The following is a 20,887-nucleotide window of genomic DNA, read 5'->3' on the forward strand; positions in this document are numbered from 1 at the left end:
GCCAGCATGCCCAGTCGGGGGAGAACGAGAACATGACCCCCGCCGATACAGCACGCCGCGCCACGCAGAGCGACCTGTTCAAGAATCTGACCAAGGTCGGGTTCATCGGGTACGGCCTGCTGCACCTCGCGCTCGCCTGGGTGGCGGCGCAGATCGCCTTCGGCGAGGGAGGTCAGGAGGGCGACCAGTCCGGTGCCTTCCAGAAGCTCGCGGAGCAGCCGTTCGGCAAGCTGCTGCTCTGGTTCGTGCTGATCTGCCTGGTCGCGCTCGCCCTGTGGCAGGTCGCCCTGGCGATCTGGGGCCACCGCGACGTGCGGGGCAAGGAGCGGATCTGGGAGCGGGTCGCGTCGGGCGCCCGCGTCGTGATCTACGGCGCCCTCGCCCTGACCGCCGGCAAGGTCATCATGGGCGCGCCGTCCTCCAGCGCCGACCAGCAGCAGCAGGCCACCGCCGGGATCATGGCCAAGCCGGCCGGTGCCTGGCTCGTCGGGCTGATCGGGCTCGGCGTCCTCGGGTTCGGTGTCGGGATGCTCTGGTACGGGTGGAAGCGCAAGTTCGCGCGGAAACTGAACTTCGGCACGGCGGCCCCGAAGACCCGCAAGACCGCGACCAGGGCGGGACAGACCGGCTACATGGCCAAGGGCGTCGCGTTCGGGATCGTCGGCGTCCTGCTGCTGCAGGCGGCGGTCACCAACGACCCCGGCAAGTCCCGCGGTCTCGACGCGGCCCTGCACGCGCTCGTCGCCCAGCCGTTCGGCAAGTTCCTCCTGCTCGCCGTCGCCCTCGGCGTCGCGGCGTTCGGCGTGTACTGCTTCTTCCAGGCCCGCTTCCGCAAGGTCGGTACGTGAGCGGTCCGCAGCGCAGCGGAGGCGACGGTATGAGCGACACCCGGACCGCGGCGGTCATCGTCAACCCGTCCAAGGTCATCGACCTGGACGAGCGCCGCAAGGAGATCCGCGGCCTGTTCGCCGAGGCGGGCCGGCCCGAGCCGCTCTGGCTCACCACCACCCCGGAGGACCCCGGCTGCGGCATGGCGGTGCAGGCGGTCGAGGCGGGCGTCGACGTGGCGCTGGTCTGCGGCGGTGACGGCACCGTCATGGCGGTCGCCTCCGTCCTCGCCGGCACCGACGTCGCCCTGGCCCTCGTCCCGTCCGGCACGGGCAACCTGCTCGCCACCAACTTCGGCGTCACCCGCGACGTGCGGGCCGCGGTCGAGGTGGCGCTGCACGGCGACCGCCGCCGCATCGACGTCGGCGTCGTGGACGGCGCCGACACCAGCACCGGGCACGCCGGCACGTTCACGGTCATGGCCGGGATGGGCTTCGACGCGGAGATGCTCGAAGCCACCCCCGACACGGCGAAGCGGCGGTTCGGCTGGCTCGCCTACGTCGCGGCGGGAGTGAAGAAGCTGCACCGCAAACGGGTCCTGATGCGGATCCGGCTGGACGGCGGCCGCTGGATCCGCCGCCGGGCCCGCAGCGTGCTCGTCGCCAACGTGGGCCGCCTCCAGGGCGGGATCCCGCTGTTCCCGGACGCCCGGCCGGACGACGGCTGGCTGGACGTGGCGGTCCTGACCCCCAGGGACATCACCGACTGGGTGCGCCTCGGCTGGGGCGTCGTCATGCGCCGCGGTGGCACCCCGCGGCTGGAGACCTTCCGGGCGAGGAAGGTCGAGGTCCGGACCGACCGCGAGCAGGCCCGTGAGCTCGACGGCGACGTCGTCGCACCCTCCCGGACGCTCGTCGCCCGGATCTCACCCGCCGCGCTCCTGCTCTGCGTGCCCAGGAGTGCGCAGACGGCGGAGGCTACTCCTCCTCGCGACGCTTGAGGTCCTCCTCCCAGCTGCGCAGGAGCTCGGCGTCCCGGCGCGACTGGTTGGTGTCGAGGTTGCGCAGGAAGTCCGGGTCGTCGTCGGGCGCGACCGGCTTCGCCGGCCTGCGCCGCGCGCCGCCCTGTGCGGCGAGCCCGGCGTGCTGCTCGGTCGCGAGCGGACGGCCCGCGAAGAACCAGGCGATCACGCCGACGACGGGGAGCACCAGGATGACGAAACACCAGACGACCTTCGGCAGCCCCCGGACGTCGTCGCGGTCCGTGGACAGGCAGTCGATCAACGCGACCAGCGTCGCGACCACCACGATGAGAAAGGGCAGTGCACGTCCCATGGCGCCATCATGACGCAGTGGAGCGCCCTATGACACCAGCAAGAGGGTGCCCGTCACGCTGTACAGGAGGATGAGCGTGACGACGAGGGGCAGCGTGCGGCGTACCGGGCGGGTGAGCCCCACGATTCTCATCCTGATCAGGTGAATCGCGGCGGCCCACGTGAGCCCGACGGCGGCCACCGCGACGAGCGCGACCGGGCGGGGTGCCTCGACCGCGGCGAGCCGCGCCAGGAGCAGCGCCACGGCGGTGAACGACACGCTGGTGCGCCGCCACGAGAGCATGGTCCGCTCCAGTTGCGCACCGGGGGGACCGTCCTCGGACGGGCGGACCGGGGAGGTCACAGGAACGTCGCCACCAGCAGGGCGACCGCGCCCACCGCGACGATCAGGGCCAGGATCGCGGGGAATCGCGACGGCGGCAGCGCCTCACCCAGCCGCATCGCCCGCTCGCTGCGGGCCCAGTGGTCGACCGCGCGGACCGCGACCAGCCCGCCGAGCGCGAAGAGCGACACCGCGATCACGATCCGCAGCCGGTGCCCGGGCAGGAACTGCGCGATCGCCAGCCCGCCGCCGACCAGGGCGAGGGCGGTGCGCAGCCAGGCGAGGAACGTGCGCTCGTTCGCGAGCGAGAAGCGGTAGTCGGGGGTCGTGCCGACCGAGTGCACCTCGGCGGGGTCGAACCAGCGCCGGACGACGGCCCACATCGACACCATTCTCAGACTCCTTTCAGAGGCACTGGGTACAGTCGCGCGCGATGCTGCGAACAACTCTCGCCGGGCTCCGTGCTCACAAGCTACGGCTGCTGCTCACCGCTACGGCCATCATGATCGGTGTCGGCTTCCTCGCCGGCACCCTGGTCTACGGCGACACGGCCAAGGCCGCCTTCTACGACGATCTCGCGCGCGCCGCGAAGAACGTCGACGCCTCCGTGGGCTCCTCCGGCTTCAGCGAGACCGGGCAGCGCTTCGACGTCGGCATCGTCGACGAGGTCAGGGCCGTGCCGGGCGTGACGCACGCCGACGGCAGGATGGCCGAGCGGCTGCCGATGCTCGACAGGAACGGGCGGCTCATCTCATACCTCGGCCGGATCGGCTGGGCGCTGTCGACCCCCGGCGACGAACACCTGTCGATGTATGACATCGGCACCGGCCGGCAGCCGCAGCGGACCGGCGAGATCGCGGTCGACGACACCACCGCCGAGATCTACGGCTTCACGGTCGGCGAGCAGGTGTCCGTGGTCGGCCCGGACCAGAAACCGGTCGCGCTGACCCTCGTCGGCATCATGGACCTCGGCGCCAACAAGCGCTTCGCGGGCTTCACGGTCGCCGCGCTCACCCCCGGGGACATGCGCACGCTCACCGGCGCCGACGGCTACGCGCAGGTCGTCGTGTCCGGGCAGCCGGGCCTGTCGCAGGAGGAGCTCGCCGGCCGGCTCTCCTCGGCGCTCGGCGGCCGGGCCTGGGTGACCACAGGCGCGCAGATGCGCGAGGAATACGCGCAGGCCGCCGCCAAGTACGTCGACGGCTTCCTGATCGTGATCTTCGGCTTCGGACTGATCGCCCTGGCGGTGTCGGTCTTCGTCATCTACAACACCTTCGCGATCCTGGTCGCCCAGCGGATCCGGGAGCTGGCGCTGCTGCGCTGCGTCGGGGCGTCCAAGGGGCAGCTGTTCGGCTCGGTGATCCTGGAGGCGGTCGTCGTCGGCGTCGTCGCCTCCCTCGGCGGCCTGCTCGTCAGCACCGTCGTCGGCGAGGGCCTGCTCATCGGCCGCAACACCGTCGGCAGCGGGGTCCGCGTCGACCGGCTGATCGTCACCCCCACCACCGTGCTGGTCGGGGTCGTCGCCGGCACGCTCTTCACGGTGATCGCGTCGCTGCTGCCGGCCGCCACCGCGAGCCGCATCCCCCCGATCGCCGCGCTGCGCACCACCGCGGCGTCGGAGGTCGCGACCGGGCGGCGGCTGCTGCGGATCGTCGTGGCCGCCGTGCCGGCCGTGACCGGTGGGCTGCTGATGCTGTACGGCACCACGGTGCCCGGGTTCACCGGCGTGCCGATCGTGTTCCTCGGCGCGATCGGGGTCTTCACCGGCATCGTGATCGCCGCGCCGCTGATCGTGTCGCGGCTGACGGCATGGGCGGGCTGGGCGCCGGCGAAGCTGTTCGGCGCCGCCGGCCGGCTCGCGGTCACCAACGCCCTGCGCAACCCCAAGCGGGTCGCGGCCACCACCAGTGCCCTCATGGTCGGCCTGGCGCTGATGAGCGTCTTCAGCGTGCTGCTGGCGACCGCGCGGGCGCAGGCCGAGCAGGAGCTCGACGAGAACTTCTCCGTCGACTACATCATCAGCGGCGTCTACACCCCCGGCGGCCAGAGCCGGAAGGTGCCCCTCGCGGTGACCGAGACCATGCGCACCCACCGCGAGCTGGCCGCGGTCGCCGCCGCCCGCAGCCGCGACGGTGACGTCGACGGCCGGTACACCGAGATCTGGACCATGGAGCCCGGCGCCCTGGACACCGTCCTGCGCCCCGAGATCACCGCCGGGTCCGCCGGCGCGCTCAAGCAGGGCACGGTCGCCCTCAACCGCTTCTTCGCCGACGAGCTCGGTGTCCGCGTCGGCGGGCAGGTCACGGTCCGCACGCTGACCCTGACCGTCGCCGCGCTCTACGACGACGCGCCGACCGAGGGCAAGGCGCTGCTGGACTGGAGCGACTACGCGACCGTGTTCGGCGCCGGCGATCCCGACCAGGTGCTGGTCAAGGCCGCCGAGGGGGTCGCGCCGGTCGACTCGCGGGCCGCGGTCGACGCGTCGCTGAAGGAGGCGCCGCTCACCCAGGTCAGCAGCCAGGCCGAGTGGCGGGCCCGGATCACCGGATCCCTCGACGAGCAGCTCGGCGTCTTCTCGGCGCTGCTGGGCATGTCGATCGTCATCGGCCTGACCGGGATCGCCAACACCCTCGCCCTGTCGGTGCTGGAGCGCACTCGGGAGTCGGCGCTGCTGCGGGCGCTCGGGCTGTCCCGCGGTCAGCTGCGCGGGATGCTGGTGCTGGAGGCGATGCTGATGGCGTTCGTCGGCGCGGTGGTCGGCGTCGGGTTCGGCGTGCTCGTCGGTGTGTCCGCGTCGGTCGGGCTGATCCGGCAGTTCGGCCACGGGTACCCCGTCGTGCCGTACGGGCAGCTGCTGCTCTACGTCGCCCTGGCCGCCGCCGCCGGTGCGGTCGCCGCGGTGCTGCCGGCCCGGCGGGCGGCGCGCACGGAGGTCGCCGCGGTCATGGCGGACGACTGATCCGCCGGTCAGACCGGCATGTGCCACAGGGACCGGATGAGCTCGGACACGCAGCGCTCGCGGGGGTGACCGCACGTGCACCAGTGCTGGTCCGGCGCCTCGCAGGGCCGGTGTGTGACCTTTTCCGCAGCGTGCCGCGCGACCGCCGCGGAGAGCTCGCGGGCCGGCTCGAAAAGCGCGGTGTTCTGTGACATTTCCCCCACCCCCGGCTTCAGGGTGAACCGTCTCGTGACACTTTTCACCGCCCTTCCGAACCTACTCCTGAGTAACATTCGAGAGGCGAACCCGTCGTCGAGCGGGTCGAGCCGTAACGTGGGGCGCAAGTCAGCCGCGACGGCGCGGCGACCGTCAAGCAGGAGGACCTCGGACCACGATGAAGATCGTCGTACTCGTCAAGCAGGTGCCGGACTCCGGCGCGGACCGCAACCTGCGCAGTGACGACAACACCGTCGACCGCGCGTCAGCCAGCAACGTCATCAACGAGATGGACGAATACGCCATCGAGGAGGCGCTGCGCCTCCAGGAGGCACACGGCGGCGAGGTGGTCGTGCTGACCGTCGGACCCGACCGTGCCACGGAGTCGATCCGCAAGGCCCTGTCCATGGGCCCGGACTCCGCCGTCCACGTCGTCGACGACGCGTTGCACGGCTCGTGCGCCGTCGCCACCTCGAAGGTCCTCGCGGCCGCCATCGCCCGGCAGGAGGCCGACCTGGTCATCTGCGGCGCGGAGTCGACCGACGGCCGGGTGCAGGTGTTGCCGCACATGATCGCCGAACGCCTCGGCATCGCGGCGCTGACCGGCGCCCGCAAGGTCACCGTCGAGGGCACCTCGCTCACCATCGAGCGGCAGACCGACGAGGGCTACGAGGTCGTCACCGCCTCGACCCCCGCCCTGGTCAGCGTGTGGGACACGATCAACGACCCGCGCTACCCGTCCTTCAAGGGCATCATGGCGGCCAAGAAGAAGCCGCTGCAGACCCTGTCGCTGGGCGACCTGGGCATCGCCGCCGGCGAGGTCGGCTTCGACGGCGCGACGAGCACCGTCGTCGAGCACAACAAGCGCCCGCCCCGCCAGGCCGGCAACAAGATCGACGCGGGTGACGACGGCGGCAGCAAGCTCGTCGAATACCTGGCCTCCGAGAAGTTCGTCTAAGGGAGTTCGGAACCATGGCTGAAGTACTGGTCGTCGTCGAGGCCTCCCAGGGCGCCGTCAAGAAGGTCACCCTCGAGATGCTGACCCTCGCCCGCACGCTGGGCGACGTCTCCGCGGTCGTCCTGGGCGGCCCGGGTGCTGTCTCAGGGGCGGCGCTGGCCGACAAGCTCGGCGAGTTCGGCGCCTCGAAGATCTACGCCGCCGAGAGCGAGGACCTCGACGGGTATCTCGTGGCCGGCAAGGCCACCGTCCTCGCGTCGCTGATCCAGCGGGTGTCGCCCGCCGCGGTCCTCATCGCCTCCAGCCAGGAGGGCAAGGAGATCGCCGGCCGGGTCGCCGTCAAGCTCGACAACGGGCTGCTCACCGACGTCGTCGCCCTGGACGCCGAGGGTGTCGGCACGCAGGTCGTCTTCGCCGGCTCGACGATCGTGAGGTCGAAGGTCAGCAAGGGCCTGCCGATCGTCACCGTCCGGCCCAACTCGCTCACGCCGGCCCCGGCGCCGGCCACCCCGTCGGTCGAGCAGGTCGAGGTCGCGCTGACCGACAAGGACAAGCTGGCGAAGGTCGTCGAGCGCAAGGTCGAGGCGAAGGGCGCCCGTCCCGAGCTGGCCGAGGCGTCGATCGTCGTCTCCGGCGGCCGCGGCGTCGGCAGCGCGGACAACTTCAAGCTGGTCGAGGAGCTCGCCGACCTGCTCGGCGCCGCGGTCGGCGCGTCCCGCGCGGCGGTCGACTCGGGCTTCTACCCGCACCAGTTCCAGGTCGGGCAGACCGGCAAGACGGTGTCGCCGCAGCTGTACGTCGCGCTCGGCATCTCCGGCGCGATCCAGCACCGGGCCGGTATGCAGACGTCGAAGACGATCGTCGCGGTCAACAAGGACCCCGAGGCGCCGATCTTCGAGCTCGCCGACTTCGGTGTCGTGGGCGACCTGTTCAAGGTCGTGCCGCAGGCCGCCGAGGAGATCCGCAAGCGCAAGTGACGTCCACGCGAAGGGCCGCCCACCGTTCCTCGGTGGGCGGCCCTTTCCGTTGTGCGCCACGTCGGCCCGGCGGCGTGCCGCGCGGCTACGGCAGGGTGCCGCGCGGTTACGGCAGGGTGCCGCGGAGCAGGCTCCTGCCGGAGTGGGTGGCGTCGCCGTCGTGGGGTTCGGCGGAGATGTCGACGATGTTGAACTTGCTCAGGTCGAGGGCACCGGGCACGGTCAGCTCCTGGTCGGCCTTCGCGCCCATCACGCCGAGCGCCTGCATCCGCAGGCCGGGACCCTGCAGGCTGGTGGAGTCCAGTAGCCACGCCTCGTAGTCGCCGTCCGGCTGGGCCGGCATTCCCTCCGCGTGCACGACCAGCTTCCGCTCCCCGCCGACGCTGACGAGGCAGGCATATCCGCCCGCCCCGGGCGGTGCGCCGGGCAGCGCTTCGAGGGACACCCTGGGCGCGCCGGCGGAGCAGGCCGCGGCGGGGCTCGCCGCCGGCTCGTCCCGCAGGACCAGCGCCGTGCCGCCGGCGGCGGCGACCGCGGCCACGACAGCCGCTGCGGCGGCGACCGCGGCGGTGACGCCCCAGCCGTGTCTGCGCGGCCGGGCCGCCCGCCGCGGCGCCTGCCTGCCGGCGGTCGGTGCGGGCTGTGGTCGTACACCCGCCGATGCGGGAACAGAAGGCGGATCGGTGTGCAGGGTTACCGGCGGCGGGGGCGTGGCCCGGTCGGTCGCCGCCAGCTCCGCGCGGATCCGCTGCCAGACGTGCTCCGGCGGGGGCGGCAGGTCACGCAGCCGCTGGGTCTGCCGGCCGAGGCCGGCCACGTCGCGCAGCTCGGCCATCTCGGAGCGGCACCGCCCGCACGTGTCGAGGTGGCCGGTCTCGTGCTGGTCGAGGGTCTCCTCACCGAGCGCCAGAAGCACCAGCCGCTCGGGCTCCAAATGTGACACCGTCCACCTCCCATCGACTGCGTAGTCTCGCCATCCCGCGCCGCAGGTGGCTCTTCACCGTGCCCAGCGGCAGGCCCGTCACCGCCGCGATCTGCGGGTGCGTCAGGTCGTCGTAGAACGCCAGCTCCAGCACCCGCCGCTGCTCGCCGGGCAGCTGGGCCATCTCGTCGGCGACGACGAGCCGGTCGACGACCCGGTCCGGGGGCGTCTCGACCCGGTCGGCGGGGGCGAGCCGCCGGACCGAGTCGGTGATCCGGTCGTCACGGGCGGTGGCGCGGATCTGGTCGACGACCTTGCGCCGGGCGATGCCGAGCAGCCAGCCGAGCATCGACCCGCGGGAGGGGTCGAAGCTCTCCCGGCCGAGCCACGCGGCGACGAACGTGGCCTGCGTGACGTCCTCGGCGTCGGTCGTGCTCGCCAGACCGCGCGCGGCGAGGTGGAACACGGCCGGTCCGTAGCGCTCGTACGCCTGTCGCAGCGCACGCTCGTCACCGGCACGGAACAGGTCCGCGAAGCCGTCGTCGCCGTCGGTCGAATGCTCGACGCTCGTCGAGCTCACCGCGGTTGCCGCCATCGCACAGGCACGTCCTGAAGCTATCGCATCTCACTGGGGGACTTCCGCATACGTGTTCGGCGCGGAAGGGGTCGCCGGATGCACTTCGTGGTCATTTCCACTCGGCGCATCTGCCGTCGGTACCGGCGGCGAATCCCTGGCCGTCATCGTCCTTTTCGACAGGGAGATCTCCAGATGCGTCTTCGCAGGATGGTTGCCGCGCTCTTCGTCGTGGCCGCTTCCACGGCTGTTTTCGCAACCCCGGCGCACGCGGCCGGGCCGTCGAAGGTGTCGGTGGTCCACGGCATCCCCGGCCAGCCCGTCGACGTCTACGTCAACGGCGCCAAGACCTTGAACAACTTCCAGCCCTCCACGGTCGCGGGTCCGCTGGACCTGCCCGCGGGCAAGTACGACATCGTGATCGTCAAGCCGGGTGACCCGGTGACCAGCCCGATCATCAAGGTCGACCAGGCCGCGGTGCCCGCCGACGCCAACATCACGCTGGTCGCGCACCTGACGGCCGACGGCAAGCCCACCCTGACCCCGTTCGTCAACGACGTGAGCAAGGTCGCGGCCGGCAAGGCGCGCCTGGTCGTGCGGCACACGGCGGCGGCGCCCGCGGTCGACGTGCGGGCCGGTGGCCAGCCCGTGTTCAAGAACCTCACGAACCCGAACGAGGCGAAGGGTGACATCGCCGCCGGGACGGTCAGCGCCGACGTCGTGCTCGCCGGTACCACCACCGTCGCGATCCCCGCGGCCAGCCTGACCCTCGCCGAGGGCACCTCGACCATCGTCTACGCGGTCGGCTCAGCCACGGACAAGACGCTCGGCGTGGTCGCGCAGAAGATCGAGGGGCTGCACTCGACGCCGGGTGGCGTGCCGAGCGGCACCGGTGGCCTGCTCGACGAGCCCACGCCGTGGGGTCTGTACGCCCTTGCCATCGCCGGCGTCGTCGCGCTCGCCGGTGGGGCCGTGGCCGTGCGGCGGCGGGTCCGCGCCTGATGCACCGCAGATCCGTGCTCGGCGCCGTGGTCGTCCTGCTCACCCTTGCCGGGTGCGCGGACGATCCGGCGCCGAGCGTCGGCGGCGCGACCGCCTCGGCGCTCGCCGCCTCCTCCGCGCCGGCCGCTTCCGGCGGGGTTCCAGTGCAGGCGGGGACGCTGCCCGGCGCGGCCGCCACGGTCGCGCCGGCGCGGCTGGCGATCGGCAAGCTCAACCTGACCGCCCGGGTCGACGCGGTCGGCATCGACTCCGCGACGGGCGACTTCGCGGTCCCGCCGAGCATCGACAAGGTCGGCTGGTACCGCTTCGGCCCCGGCCTGGAGGCGACCGCCGGATCGATCGTCATCGCCGGGCACGTCGACAGTGCGGAGCAGGGCAAGGGCGCGTTCTTCAGACTGCGCGAATTGGGTCCGGGCGACACGGTGGCGGTCACCGGCAGTGACGGTGCGGTGCGGAACTTCACGGTCGTGGCCAGGGAGATCTTCGCCAAGACCGCCGTTCCGCTGGAGCGATACTTCGCACGGGACGGCGCGCCGCGGCTCACCCTGATCACGTGCGGTGGCCCTTTCGACGCGAAGACCCGCCACTACCGTGACAACGTGGTGATCACCGCGCAGCCGGTAGAGCGGTAAGGAGCGGACGGCCGTTAGGCTTGGGCCCGATGTCGTACCTCGACCATGCCGCAACCACGCCGATGCTCCCGGAGGCGCTCGACGCCTTCGTCGCCGCGGCGCGTGCAGTCGGCAACGCCTCGTCGCTGCACGCACCCGGCCGCCAGGCCCGCCGCCGGGTGGAGGAGTCGCGCGAGCAGATCGCCGACGCGCTCGCCGCCAGGCCGTCCGAGGTGATCTTCACCGGCGGCGGCACCGAAAGCGACAACCTCGCCACCAAGGGCATCTTCTGGGCACGGCGAGCTCTTGACGTGCGCCGGAACCGGATCGTGGCCAGTTCGGTCGAGCACCACGCGGTGCTCGACGCCGTCACCTGGCTGGAGCGGCACGAGGGCGCGGCGGTGACCTGGCTGCCGGTCTCCTCGTCGGGCCGGGTGGATCCGGCCGATCTCGCCGCTGCGCTCGACGGTGACGACGTGGCCGTGGCCACCGTCATGTGGGCCAACAACGAGGTCGGCACCATCCAGCCCGTTTCGGATCTCGCGGCAGCCGCCGCAGCGTCGGGTGTGCCGTTCCACACCGACGCGGTGCAGGCCGTCGGGCAGGTCCCGGTCGACTTCGCCGCCAGCGGCGCGGCCGCGCTCACCGTCAGCGGGCACAAGCTCGGCGGCCCGATCGGCGTCGGCGCGCTCCTGCTCGGCCGCGAGGTCGCCTGCACTCCGCTGCTGCACGGCGGCGGCCAGGAGCGCGACGTGCGGTCCGGCACCCTCGACGTGCCCGGCATCGTCGCGTTCGCCGTGGCGGTCGAGCTGTCGGTCAAGACCCAGCGCGAGACCGCCGAGCGGATCGGGCGGCTGCGCGACGACCTGGTCGCCCGCGTCCGCGCCGCCGTGCCCGGCGCGATCCTCAACGGCGACCCCGCGGACCGCCTGCCGGGCAACGCGCACTTCTCGTTCCCGGGCTGCGAGGGCGACGCGTTGCTGCTGCTGCTCGACGCCCAGGGCATCGCGTGCTCGACCGGTTCAGCCTGCTCGGCCGGTGTCGCTCAGCCGTCTCATGTACTGATCGCGATGGGCGCCGGTGACGCCGAGGCACGCTCGTCGCTGCGCTTCACGCTCGGGCACACCTCGACCGTCTCCGACGTCGACGCGCTCGTCGCGGCGCTGCCCGGCGCGGTCGAGCGGGCCCGGCGGGCGGGGGCGGTCAAGTCCCGCCTCTAGGTGGGCTTCGTCGTGCTCTGGGTAGGCTTCGTCCTGTGAGAGTGCTTGCGGCGATGTCAGGTGGGGTCGACTCGGCGGTGGCGGCCGCGCGGGCGGCCGAGGCCGGTCACGACGTGACCGGGATCCACCTCGCCCTGGCGCGCAACCCACAGACGTATCGCAGCGGCGCCCGTGGCTGCTGCACCCTGGAGGACGCCCGCGACGCGCGGCGCGCCGCCGATGTGATCGGCATCCCGTTCTACGTCTGGGACATGGCGGAGCAGTTCCACGACTCCGTCGTCGACGACTTCGTCGCCGAGTACGCGGCCGGCCGCACCCCGAACCCGTGCCTGCGGTGCAACGAGAAGATCAAGTTCGAGGCGGTGCTGGACCGTGCGGTGGCCCTCGGGTTCGACGCGGTCGTCACCGGGCACCACGCCAGGCTGGGCGCGGACGGACTGCTGCGGCGCAGCGTCGACTACGCCAAGGACCAGTCGTATGTCCTGGCGGTGCTGACCGCCGCGCAGCTGTCCCGGGCGATGTTCCCCCTCGGCGACTCGACGAAGACCCTGGTCCGCGCGGAGGCTCTCGAACGAGGGCTCGCGGTGGCGGACAAGCCGGACAGCCACGACATCTGCTTCATCGCCGACGGGGACACCCGCAAGTTCCTCGCGGACCGGCTCGGCTCACAGCCCGGGGACATCGTGGAGGCCACCACCGGTGCCGTCATCGGGCGGCACGAGGGCGCGTTCGCCTACACGGTGGGGCAGCGCCGGGGGCTCGACCTGCGCGTCTCGGCGCCGGACCGCAACCCGCGCTATGTGCTGTCCATCACGCCCGCCACCAACACGGTCACCGTGGGTCCGGGCTCCCTGCTCGAGGTCTCCACGGTGGTGGGCACACGGCCGATCTGGCACGCCCCGTCCGCTGCCGTCGACTGCTCCGTGCAGCTGCGGGCGCACGGGTCCGTCTTCCCCGCTTCCGTGGTCTTCGACGGTGCGTCTGTGACCGCCTCGCTCGCTTCCCCCGCTCGCGGCGTCGCCGCGGGCCAGGCGCTGGTCTGCTACCAGCCGTCTCCAGACGGTGACATCGTGCTCGGATCCGCGACCATTTCGGAAACTTCATGACATTCCCCTGGCCGGTGGGGTCCGCCACCGGGATCGGCTCGATGCCGGGCACCGACATCGCCGAAGCGCAGCGGATCGTGCTCGGCGAGCTGCCCGACCTTCCGTATCTGCCGGAGCTGCCCGATCGCGGCGCCGGCGCCGACATGATCGGCCGGGGTGGGGCGCTGCTGACCGAGCTGCCGATCGACCTGTACGCGGGTCGCTGGCGCGTCGCCTCCCGGGCCGGCCACGACCTGCGGGTCGCGCTGGACTTCCTGGACCGCGACCTCGACACGATGACCGACCAGGCCTCCTCGTTCGAGGGCGTCTTCAAGATCCAGGTGCCTGGGCCGTGGACCCTCGCGGCGTCGCTGCAGCTGCCGATCGGCGGCGCGCTCCTGCGCGACCACGGCGCCACCCGCGACCTCGCCTCGTCCCTGGCCGACGGCGTCCGCGCACACGTCGCGTCGGTGCGGGCCCGGCTGCCGCACTCCACGATCCTGCTGCAGGTCGACGAGCCGTCGCTGCCCGCGGTCCTGGCCGGCAGGGTGCCGTCGGAGAGCGGCTACGCCACGTTGCGCTCGGTCTCCTCCTCCGTCGCGCGCTCCTCGTTGGCCTCGGTCATCGACGCGGCCGGGGTGCCGGTGGTCGTGCACTGCTGCGCGCCCGACGTGCCCTTCTCGCTGTTGCGCGAGGCCGGTGCCACCGCGATCGCGCTGGACCTGTCGCTGATCTCCGACCTCGATGCCCTGGGTGAGCAGATCGACGGCGGCATGGCGCTCTTCGCGGGTGTGTCCGGCGGGTCTCCCGCAACGACCGTGCGGGATCTCTGGCGCAAGCTGGGCTTCCCGCTCAGCTCGCTCGCGGTGCAGGTCGTCGTCACGCCGCCGTGCGGGCTCTCCGGCCCGCCGGTGCCGGCGCTGCGGGCCGTGCGCGACGCCGGGCGGCGGCTCACCGACGATCTCTGATTTCTGTCGTACCCGGGCGGTAGGTTCGTGACATGAACGACGCAGGAGCCGAGCCCACGCTCGAAGCACGCGAGCGCCACATGGAGCTGTCCCGCGAGCTGGACGAGCATCAGTATCGGTATTACATCCTGCAGTCGCCGGCCGTCGACGACTCGATCTATGACCGCCTCATGCGCGAGCTCGAGGCGGTCGAGGCCGAGTTCCCGGCCCTGGTCACCCCCGACTCGCCCAGCCAGCGCGTCGGGGGCACGTTCTCCACCGACTTCGCCGCCGTCGAGCACGCCGAGCGCATGCTCAGCCTCGACAACGCGCTCGACGACGACGAGCTCGCCGCCTGGGCCCAGCGCATCGAGCGCGACGCCGGCAGCGCCCCGCGCTATCTGTGCGAGCTGAAGATCGACGGCCTCGCCATCAACCTCACCTATGAGCGCGGCCGCCTGGTCCGCGCCGCCACCCGCGGCGACGGCCGCACCGGCGAGGACGTCACGCTCAACGTGCGCACCATCGCCGACGTCCCGGAGCGCCTCGCCGGCACCGACGTGCCGGCCCTGCTCGAGGTCCGCGGCGAGGTGTTCTTCACCCTCGCCGGCTTCGAGGAGGTCAACGCCGCTCAGGTCGCCGCCGAGGAGCGCCCGTTCGCCAACCCGCGCAACGCGGCCAGCGGCAGCCTCCGCCAGAAGGACCCGCGGATCACCGCCTCCCGCCCGATGCGCATGCTCGTGCACGGCTTCGGCGCCCGAGAGGGGTTCAACCCCGCCGGCCAGTCCGAGGCCTATGAGCTGATGCACGCCTGGGGCCTGCCGACCTCACCCCGCTGGAAGGTGTTCGACGACCTGGCCGGCGTCCGGTCCTACATCGCCGACTACGGCGACCGCCGCCACGCCATCGAGCATGAGATCGACGGCGTCGTGGTCAAGGTCGACCAGATGTCCATCCAGCGCCGCCTCGGCTCCACCAGCAAGGCCCCCCGCTGGGCGATCGCCTTCAAATACCCGCCCGAGGAGGCGATGACCAAGCTCATCGCCATCGAGGTCAATGTGGGCCGCACCGGCCGGGTCACCCCGTTCGCCGTGATGGCGCCCGTCTTCGTCGGCGGCGTGACCGTCGAGCAGGCCACCCTGCACAACGCGCAGGAGGTCGTCCGCAAGGGCGTCCTCATCGGCGACACCGTCGTCATCCGCCGCGCCGGCGAGGTCATCCCCGAGGTCCTCGGCCCGGTCGCCGACCGCCGTGACGGCACCGAGACCGCGTTCGTCATGCCGGCCGAGTGCCCGTCCTGCGGCACCTCGCTCGCTCCCGAGAAGGAGAGCGACGTCGACATCCGCTGCCCCAACGCCCGGCTGTGCCCGGACCAGCTCCGCCAGCGTCTCTTCGCGCTCGGCGGCCGCAACGCCCTGGACATCGAGGCCCTCGGCGAGAAGTCCGCCGCCGCCCTGCTCGAGTCCGTCATCGTCAACGAGGCCGACCTCTTCGACATCGACGCCGACAAGCTCGCCAAGGCCCCCTTCTTCGTCAACAAGGACGGCTCCCTCAGCAGCACCGCCCACCAGCTGCTCGCCAACCTCCAGGAGGTCAAGGAGCGACGCCTCTGGCGCGTCATCGTCGCCCTCTCGATCCGCCACGTCGGCCCCACCGCCGCCCAGGCCCTGGCCAACTCCATCGGCTCTCTGCACACCATCGCCACCGCCACCCCCGAGCAGCTCGCCGCCGTCGAGGGCGTCGGGCCCACCATCGCCCGCGCCGTCCACGACTGGTTCACCGTCGACTGGCACCGCGAGATCGTCGACCGCTGGTCCGCCGCCGGCGTCCGCATGGTCGAGGACCAGGTCACCTCCGGCCCCCGCCCCCTCGACGGCATCACGGTCGTGGTCACCGGCTCGCTGGACCGCTTCTCCCGCGACCAGGCCGCGGAAGCCATCACCTCCCGCGGCGGCAAGGTCTCAGGCTCCGTGTCGAAGAAGACCCACTTCGTCGTCGTCGGCGAATCCCCGGGCTCCAAGGCCGACAAGGCCGCCACCCTGAAGGTCCCCATCCTCGACGAGGCCGCCTTCGAAACCCTCCTCGCCGAAGGCCCGGACGCCGCCCGCGCCCTGGCCCAACCCACCGACACCCCACCCGCGCCCGCGCCCGACGCCTCAGCCGACGTCGCCGGCTGAGGTTTCGCTCGCCGCCGGCCGGGTCCAGCTGACGTCCCTGCTGTGCTCTCGGCAGACGTCCCCGCCGGCGCTCGGCCTCGCTCAGCTGAAGCGGCCGTGCTGACGCCCCGGCGGGGTGACGCGCCCTCGCTGACGCTTCGCCGCGGTTTCATCACCGACGTCCTGCTGACGCTCTCGGCTGACGCTCGGGCTGGCGGCGCGCCAGGAGCAGCCAATGTCTGGATGATCCGGAAGACTTTGTGCTGCTCTGGCGACACAAAGTCTTCCGGATCATGAGAAATAGGCAAATGTCGATGGATGGACCGGGGAGTACCGCTGCTCGGGCGGTGATGCTCCGGGCCGTCGGACCTGTGGGGCATTCGGCGGTCCGGAGCCGGGCGTGATGCACCGGCTCCGTGCTGTTGTGCCGTGAGTGCGCCGGGGTGGGTCACGGAAGGTCGGGGTGTCGCTACGGAGTGGGGACGTGGGGCGGAGAGGGTTCGCTCGGGAGGGCGAATGGCGGGCGTTTTATGCATCGATTCAGCATCCTTTCCGGTTTCGGCACCTGTTCAGGTGCAGGCTCGCAGAGCGTTTCGACGGAGTGGTCGATGGCATCCGAGCGGGGGAGTGGATGGAGCAGAGCGCGCTGCGCAACGTCGCGCCGCCACGGCATGCTCTTCGGTTCTTCGCGTACGTCGCGGTGGTGGTGGCGGCGGGGGCGGTGCTGCTCGTCACCAACCTGCCCGACGGGTTTCCGGCGAGCCTGTCGGCGGCGTTCTGGGTCCTCGCCGCGTGTGCGGTGGTCGCCGACACCAAGCCGTTCGTGCAGGTCGGCGGGGACGATGTGACCCTCACGCTGCCGTCGGTGTGCTTCACGTTCGCGATCCTGCTGGCGTTCGGGTTCGCGCCCGCGGTGCTGGTGCAGCTGGCGGCGGTGGCGATCACGGCCGGCCGGCTGCGGCACACGCTGTGGCGGGCGGCGTTCAACGCGGCGCAGTATTTCGTCTCGTTCGCCGTGGCGGATCTGATCGTCAGAAGGTCGCAGCACGTCGGCTGGGTCGTGGTGGCGGCGGTCGCGTGGTTCGTGGTCAACAACCTGCTGGTGTCGACGGCGGTGTGGCTGCGGTTCGCGCGGGGGTGGTGGTCGAGGTTCGTGCGGGCGGTCAGGACGGACGCGCTGGCCACCGGGGCGCTGCTGCTGTCCGCCCCCGGGCTGGTGGCGGCCGCGAGGGTCGACGTGCTGATCATCCCGTTGGCGCTGGTGACGTTGTACGCCGTGCGCAGGATGACCTCCCTGTCGGCGCAGCGGGCGATGGCGGCGCGGCGGGATCCGCTGACCGGGCTGGCGAACCGTGAGGGGCTGGAGCGGGCGGTCGAAGGGCGGTTGCAGGAGCACGCGGAGCGGGCGGAGAACCAGCAGGCCGCGCGGCGGCTGGCGCTGCTGCTGCTGGACCTCGACGGGTTCAAGCAGGTCAACGACTCGCTCGGGCACAGGGTCGGGGACCGGCTGCTGGTCGAGGTGGCGGCTCGGCTGAAGGACCGGGCGGACGCGGAGGTCGGGCGGCTCGGCGGCGACGAGTTCGCGATCGTGGTGCCGCACCTCGCAGACATCGCCGAGGCCAGGGCGCACGCCGAGCAGATGATGGAGGCGTTGCGGGAGCCGGTGCTGCTGGACGGGCTGCCGATCGACGTCGGCGGGTCGATGGGGGTCGCGGTGTACCCGGAGCACGGCACCGGCTTCGAGGAGCTCATGCAGCACGCCGACGTCGCCATGTACGACGCGAAAGGGCGCGGCGACAACCTCGCGGTCTACGCGCCCGAGGCCGACCACAACTCCCCGGAGCGGCTGAGCCTGCTGGCCGACCTGCGCAAGGCGCTGGGGACGGAGCGGGACGAGAGCATCGCGCTGTATTACCAGCCACAGGTCGAACTGGCGACCGGCGAGGTCGTCGGGCTGGAGGCGCTGCTGCGGTGGCAGCACCCGCAGCGGGGGCTCATCGACCCGGAGGAACTCATCAAGGTCGCCGAGCACAGTGCGGTGATGCGGCTGCTGACGTTCCGGGTGATCGACGACGTGCTCGACCAGCTGGTGGCCTGGGGCGAGGCCGGCGGGCGGGTCCGGGTCGCGGTCAACGTGAGCGTCCGCGACCTGCACACCGGCGAGATCGCCGACCGGATCGAGGCCAAGCTGCGGCGGACGGGGATCGAGCCGGACCGGCTGGAGCTGGAGATCACCGAGAGCGCGCTGATGGCCGACCCGCGGCGGGTCCTCGCGACCCTGGCCAGGCTGGAGCGGCTCGGCATCGCGATCGCGCTGGACGACTTCGGCACCGGGTACAGCTCGATGCTGCACCTGCGCCGGCTGCCGCTCAAAGAGGTGAAGATCGACCGGTCGTTCGTGCTGGGGGCGGCCACGGACGCCGACGACGCGGCGATCGTACGGTCGATGATCGACCTGGCCAGAGCCCTCGGGCTGCGGGTGGTGGCCGAGGGCGTCGAGGACGAGCGGACCTGGCGGATGCTGGTGGAGGCCGGCTGCGACCTGGCCCAGGGCTGGTACTTCGCCCGCCCGATGCCGCCGGAGCGGCTCCTCGACTGGCTGTCCCGGCACCACCGTGCCACGGTCGCGCACAGCAAATGAGCGAATAAAAGGCCGCGCGCACAGCCCCCGGTGGCGACGAAATAGACTGCGACGAGCCGACTGTTGAAGGAGCATCGCACCCATGGCCACCATTTCCCGCGAAGAGGTGGCGCATCTCGCGCGCCTCGCGCGGCTTGCAGTCACCGATGACGAGCTCGACACCTTCGCCGGGCAGCTCGACGTGATCCTGCAGGCCGTTGCCCAGGTGGGCGAGGTCGCCGCGGTTGACGTGCCGCCGACGTCGCACTCCGTCCCGCTGACCAACGTGTTCCGCGACGACGTCGTCGTGCCGGGGCTGACGCGCGACGAGGCGCTGTCCGGTGCGCCCGACGCCGAGGACAACCGCTTCCGCGTCCCGCGGATTCTGGACGAGGAGGCCTGAGCTGTGTCTGAAGCCAAGTCTGACGTCACCAAGCTGACCGCGGCCGAGCTCGGCCGCAAGCTCGCCGCGAAGGAGCTGTCCGCGGTCGAGGTCGCCACCGCCCACCTGGACCGCATCGCCGCGGTCGAGGACAAGATCCACGCGTTCTTGCACGTCGACCGCGACGGCGCCCTCGCCGACGCGCGGAAGATCGACGACGCGCGGGCCAGGGGCGAGGAGCCCGGCCCTCTCGCGGGCGTGCCGATCGCCGTGAAGGACGTGATCACCACCAAGGGCGTGCCGACCACCGCCGGGTCGAAGATCCTCGAGGGCTGGCGCCCGCCGTACGACGCGACGATCACCACGCGCCTGCGCGAGGCCGGTCTCGTCATGCTGGGCAAGACCAACATGGACGAGTTCGCGATGGGCTCGTCCACCGAGTATTCGGCGTACGGCCCCACGTTCAACCCCTGGGACACCAGCAGGATCCCCGGCGGCTCCGGTGGTGGCTCGGCCGCGGCCGTCGCCGCCTACGAGGCGCCCCTGGCGATCGGCACCGACACCGGCGGTTCGATCCGCCAGCCGGCCGCCGTCACCGGCACCGTCGGCGCGAAGCCGACCTACGGCGGCACCTCCCGCTACGGCTTGGTGGCGTTCTCGTCCTCGCTGGACACGCCGGGTCCGTGCGCGCGGACCGTCGAGGACGCGGCGCTGCTGCACGCGGTCATCGGCGGTCACGACCCGCGGGACTCCACGTCGATCCCGCAGCCGGTGCCCGACGTCGTCGCCGCGGCCCGGCTCGGCGCCACCGGTGACCTCAGCGGGGTCCGGCTCGGCCTGGTCAAGGAGTTCGCCGGCGAGGGTGCCGAGCCCGGCGTCGCCGCCGCCTACCGCGAGTCGGTCGACGCGCTGGTGAAGCTCGGCGCCGAGGTCGTCGAGGTGTCGTGCCCCAACTTCAGGTTCGCGCTGCCGGCGTATTACCTGATCGCGCCGAGCGAGTGCTCGTCCAACCTGGCCCGCTTCGACGGCGTCCGGTTCGGCCTGCGCAGCGGCGACGACGGCAACCGCTCGCTCGAAGAGGTCATGCAGCTGACCCGCGAGGAAGGGTTCGGCCCCGAGGTCAAGCGCCGGATCATCCTGGGCACCTATGCGCTGTCCGCCGGCTACTACGACGCCTACTACGGGCAGGCCCAGAAGGTGCGGACCCTGATCACCAGGGACTTCGAGCAGGCCTTCGGCAAGGCGGACGTGCTGGTCGCGCCGACCACCCCGTTCGTGGCGTTCCCGCTCGGGTCGCGCACGTCGGACCCCTACCAGATGTATCTCGCGGACCTGTACACGATCCCGTCGAACCTCTACGGCGGACCGGCGATCTCCGTGCCGGCCGGCCTCTCCGAGGGGCTGCCGGTCGGTCTGCAGATCATGGCGCCGACGATGGCCGACGACCGGATGTACCGGGTCGCCGCGGCCCTCGAGTCGGCGCTGCCGCCGCTGACCCCGCCCGCGCTCTAGGCACCCCGAAGGGGCGGCTCACCACGAGCCGCCCCTTCGAAAAAGGGTCAGCCCCGGCTGCCCTGGCGCCACGAGAACGGGCCAGGAAGGTCGACGCGGTTCTTCTTGCTCCGCGAGTTCCACGACCAGGGGCCCAGCTTGAAGCTCCAGGACGAGAAGCCGTCCTGGGTGAAGTGGAAAATGAACGGGCCGAACTTCTTGCTCTTCCGAAACTGCACCGGCATGGCGTTCTCCTCTCCAGGTGGATGGTTGATACCCAATGCCGCGCGTGGATACACCAGAGG

At 71.9% G+C, this 20,887-nt stretch carries 20 protein-coding genes; 14 read left to right on the forward strand and 6 right to left on the reverse strand.

What is annotated here, in order from left to right:
* Positions 1–32: 32 nt before the first annotated feature.
* Both ABZS58_RS21465 and ABZS58_RS21470 read left to right on the forward strand, forming a co-directional pair.
* Positions 33–848, forward strand: coding sequence for a DUF1206 domain-containing protein (locus ABZS58_RS21465; protein ID WP_354784013.1), 816 nt, complete (start codon positions 33–35; stop codon positions 846–848).
* 29 nt (positions 849–877) lie between these two features.
* Positions 878–1,828 carry a diacylglycerol kinase family protein gene (locus tag ABZS58_RS21470; RefSeq protein WP_354784015.1) on the forward strand — a complete coding sequence of 317 codons (951 nt, stop codon included), beginning with the start codon at positions 878–880 and terminating at the stop codon, positions 1,826–1,828.
* Here ABZS58_RS21470 and ABZS58_RS21475 read toward each other — a convergent pair.
* From ABZS58_RS21475 to ABZS58_RS21485, 3 genes are read right to left on the reverse strand one after another with little or no spacing between them, the layout of a single operon-like run.
* Entirely contained in the window at positions 1,806–2,162 is a 357-nt protein-coding gene (locus ABZS58_RS21475) for a PLD nuclease N-terminal domain-containing protein (protein ID WP_354784017.1), read from the reverse strand. The genes ABZS58_RS21470 and ABZS58_RS21475 overlap by 23 nt on opposite strands.
* A gap of 27 nt (positions 2,163–2,189) precedes the next feature.
* Positions 2,190–2,504, reverse strand: a complete 315-nt coding sequence (locus ABZS58_RS21480; protein ID WP_354784018.1) for a DUF202 domain-containing protein — start codon at positions 2,502–2,504, stop codon at positions 2,190–2,192.
* A complete protein-coding gene (locus tag ABZS58_RS21485; protein ID WP_354784257.1) occupies positions 2,501–2,866 on the reverse strand; it encodes a DUF202 domain-containing protein in 366 nt (121 codons plus the stop codon). The genes ABZS58_RS21480 and ABZS58_RS21485 overlap by 4 nt, the downstream gene beginning before the upstream one ends.
* A 50-nt stretch (positions 2,867–2,916) precedes the next feature.
* On the opposite strand from ABZS58_RS21485, the gene ABZS58_RS21490 reads away from it, so the two are divergent.
* From ABZS58_RS21490 to ABZS58_RS21500, 3 genes are all read left to right on the forward strand, one after another.
* Entirely contained in the window at positions 2,917–5,442 is a 2,526-nt protein-coding gene (locus ABZS58_RS21490; RefSeq protein WP_354784020.1) for an FtsX-like permease family protein, read from the forward strand.
* A 373-nt stretch (positions 5,443–5,815) separates the two neighbouring features.
* Positions 5,816–6,595: an electron transfer flavoprotein subunit beta/FixA family protein gene (locus tag ABZS58_RS21495; RefSeq protein ID WP_354784022.1), complete on the forward strand. Its 780-nt coding sequence runs from the start codon at positions 5,816–5,818 to the stop codon at positions 6,593–6,595.
* 14 nt (positions 6,596–6,609) lie between these two features.
* Entirely contained in the window at positions 6,610–7,572 is a 963-nt protein-coding gene (locus ABZS58_RS21500) for an electron transfer flavoprotein subunit alpha/FixB family protein (protein WP_354784024.1), read from the forward strand.
* Between the two features lie 106 nt (positions 7,573–7,678).
* On the opposite strand, the gene ABZS58_RS21505 is transcribed toward ABZS58_RS21500, so the two are convergent.
* Positions 7,679–8,515, reverse strand: a complete 837-nt coding sequence (locus tag ABZS58_RS21505; RefSeq protein ID WP_354784026.1) for an anti-sigma factor — start codon at positions 8,513–8,515, stop codon at positions 7,679–7,681.
* Entirely contained in the window at positions 8,469–9,089 is a 621-nt protein-coding gene (locus ABZS58_RS21510; protein WP_354784028.1) for a sigma-70 family RNA polymerase sigma factor, read from the reverse strand. Before ABZS58_RS21510 ends, ABZS58_RS21505 begins: the two co-directional genes overlap by 47 nt.
* 174 nt (positions 9,090–9,263) lie before the next feature.
* On the opposite strand from ABZS58_RS21510, the gene ABZS58_RS21515 reads away from it, so the two are divergent.
* The 9 genes from ABZS58_RS21515 (at position 9,264) to gatA (ending at position 20,603) form a co-directional block, all read left to right on the forward strand.
* The gene (locus ABZS58_RS21515; RefSeq protein WP_354784030.1) at positions 9,264–10,070 is read left to right on the forward strand and encodes a DUF4397 domain-containing protein; all 807 of its coding nucleotides are present in this window, start codon (positions 9,264–9,266) and stop codon (positions 10,068–10,070) included.
* Positions 10,070–10,702, forward strand: a complete 633-nt coding sequence (locus ABZS58_RS21520) for a class F sortase (protein WP_354784032.1) — start codon at positions 10,070–10,072, stop codon at positions 10,700–10,702. Before ABZS58_RS21515 ends, ABZS58_RS21520 begins: the two co-directional genes overlap by 1 nt.
* A 29-nt stretch (positions 10,703–10,731) precedes the next feature.
* A complete protein-coding gene (locus tag ABZS58_RS21525) occupies positions 10,732–11,901 on the forward strand; it encodes a cysteine desulfurase family protein (RefSeq protein WP_354784034.1) in 1,170 nt (389 codons plus the stop codon).
* 35 nt (positions 11,902–11,936) lie between these two features.
* The gene (mnmA, locus tag ABZS58_RS21530; protein ID WP_354784036.1) at positions 11,937–13,007 is read left to right on the forward strand and encodes a tRNA 2-thiouridine(34) synthase MnmA; all 1,071 of its coding nucleotides are present in this window, start codon (positions 11,937–11,939) and stop codon (positions 13,005–13,007) included.
* On the forward strand, positions 13,004–13,954 hold the full coding sequence (locus ABZS58_RS21535) for a methionine synthase (RefSeq protein WP_354784038.1): 951 nt from the start codon (positions 13,004–13,006) through the stop codon (positions 13,952–13,954). Before mnmA ends, ABZS58_RS21535 begins: the two co-directional genes overlap by 4 nt.
* Before the next feature lie 32 nt (positions 13,955–13,986).
* Complete coding sequence (ligA, locus tag ABZS58_RS21540; RefSeq protein WP_354784040.1) at positions 13,987–16,110, forward strand: NAD-dependent DNA ligase LigA; 2,124 nt, start codon at positions 13,987–13,989, stop codon at positions 16,108–16,110.
* A gap of 610 nt (positions 16,111–16,720) precedes the next feature.
* Positions 16,721–18,730, forward strand: a complete 2,010-nt coding sequence (locus ABZS58_RS21545; RefSeq protein ID WP_354784042.1) for an EAL domain-containing protein — start codon at positions 16,721–16,723, stop codon at positions 18,728–18,730.
* 82 nt (positions 18,731–18,812) lie between these two features.
* Positions 18,813–19,112 carry an Asp-tRNA(Asn)/Glu-tRNA(Gln) amidotransferase subunit GatC gene (gene gatC / locus ABZS58_RS21550; RefSeq protein ID WP_203846342.1) on the forward strand — a complete coding sequence of 100 codons (300 nt, stop codon included), beginning with the start codon at positions 18,813–18,815 and terminating at the stop codon, positions 19,110–19,112.
* Positions 19,113–19,115: 3 nt separating this feature from the next.
* On the forward strand, positions 19,116–20,603 hold the full coding sequence (gene gatA, locus ABZS58_RS21555) for an Asp-tRNA(Asn)/Glu-tRNA(Gln) amidotransferase subunit GatA (protein WP_354784044.1): 1,488 nt from the start codon (positions 19,116–19,118) through the stop codon (positions 20,601–20,603).
* 47 nt (positions 20,604–20,650) lie between these two features.
* Here gatA and ABZS58_RS21560 read toward each other — a convergent pair whose 3' ends face one another.
* On the reverse strand, positions 20,651–20,827 hold the full coding sequence (locus ABZS58_RS21560; protein WP_081971544.1) for a DUF4236 domain-containing protein: 177 nt from the start codon (positions 20,825–20,827) through the stop codon (positions 20,651–20,653).
* Positions 20,828–20,887: the final 60 nt, after the last annotated feature.

Origin of the sequence: Dactylosporangium sp. NPDC005555, assembly GCF_040605635.1 — a bacterium.
In the GTDB taxonomy this organism is placed as follows: domain Bacteria; phylum Actinomycetota; class Actinomycetes; order Mycobacteriales; family Micromonosporaceae; genus Dactylosporangium.

Coding starts and splice junctions, on each gene's coding strand:
- ABZS58_RS21495 (WP_354784022.1), top strand. CDS start 5,816: ATGAAGATCGTCGTACTCGTCAAGCAGGTGCCGGACTCCGGCGCGGAC.
- ABZS58_RS21470 (WP_354784015.1), top strand. CDS start 878: ATGAGCGACACCCGGACCGCGGCGGTCATCGTCAACCCGTCCAAGGTC.
- ABZS58_RS21515 (WP_354784030.1), top strand. CDS start 9,264: ATGCGTCTTCGCAGGATGGTTGCCGCGCTCTTCGTCGTGGCCGCTTCC.
- ligA (WP_354784040.1), top strand. CDS start 13,987: ATGAACGACGCAGGAGCCGAGCCCACGCTCGAAGCACGCGAGCGCCAC.
- ABZS58_RS21475 (WP_354784017.1), bottom strand. CDS start 2,162: ATGGGACGTGCACTGCCCTTTCTCATCGTGGTGGTCGCGACGCTGGTC.
- ABZS58_RS21520 (WP_354784032.1), top strand. CDS start 10,070: ATGCACCGCAGATCCGTGCTCGGCGCCGTGGTCGTCCTGCTCACCCTT.
- gatC (WP_203846342.1), top strand. CDS start 18,813: ATGGCCACCATTTCCCGCGAAGAGGTGGCGCATCTCGCGCGCCTCGCG.
- ABZS58_RS21500 (WP_354784024.1), top strand. CDS start 6,610: ATGGCTGAAGTACTGGTCGTCGTCGAGGCCTCCCAGGGCGCCGTCAAG.
- ABZS58_RS21485 (WP_354784257.1), bottom strand. CDS start 2,866: ATGTGGGCCGTCGTCCGGCGCTGGTTCGACCCCGCCGAGGTGCACTCG.
- ABZS58_RS21465 (WP_354784013.1), top strand. CDS start 33: ATGACCCCCGCCGATACAGCACGCCGCGCCACGCAGAGCGACCTGTTC.
- ABZS58_RS21490 (WP_354784020.1), top strand. CDS start 2,917: ATGCTGCGAACAACTCTCGCCGGGCTCCGTGCTCACAAGCTACGGCTG.
- ABZS58_RS21510 (WP_354784028.1), bottom strand. CDS start 9,089: ATGGCGGCAACCGCGGTGAGCTCGACGAGCGTCGAGCATTCGACCGAC.
- ABZS58_RS21545 (WP_354784042.1), top strand. CDS start 16,721: ATGGAGCAGAGCGCGCTGCGCAACGTCGCGCCGCCACGGCATGCTCTT.
- ABZS58_RS21535 (WP_354784038.1), top strand. CDS start 13,004: ATGACATTCCCCTGGCCGGTGGGGTCCGCCACCGGGATCGGCTCGATG.
- ABZS58_RS21525 (WP_354784034.1), top strand. CDS start 10,732: ATGTCGTACCTCGACCATGCCGCAACCACGCCGATGCTCCCGGAGGCG.
- ABZS58_RS21560 (WP_081971544.1), bottom strand. CDS start 20,827: ATGCCGGTGCAGTTTCGGAAGAGCAAGAAGTTCGGCCCGTTCATTTTC.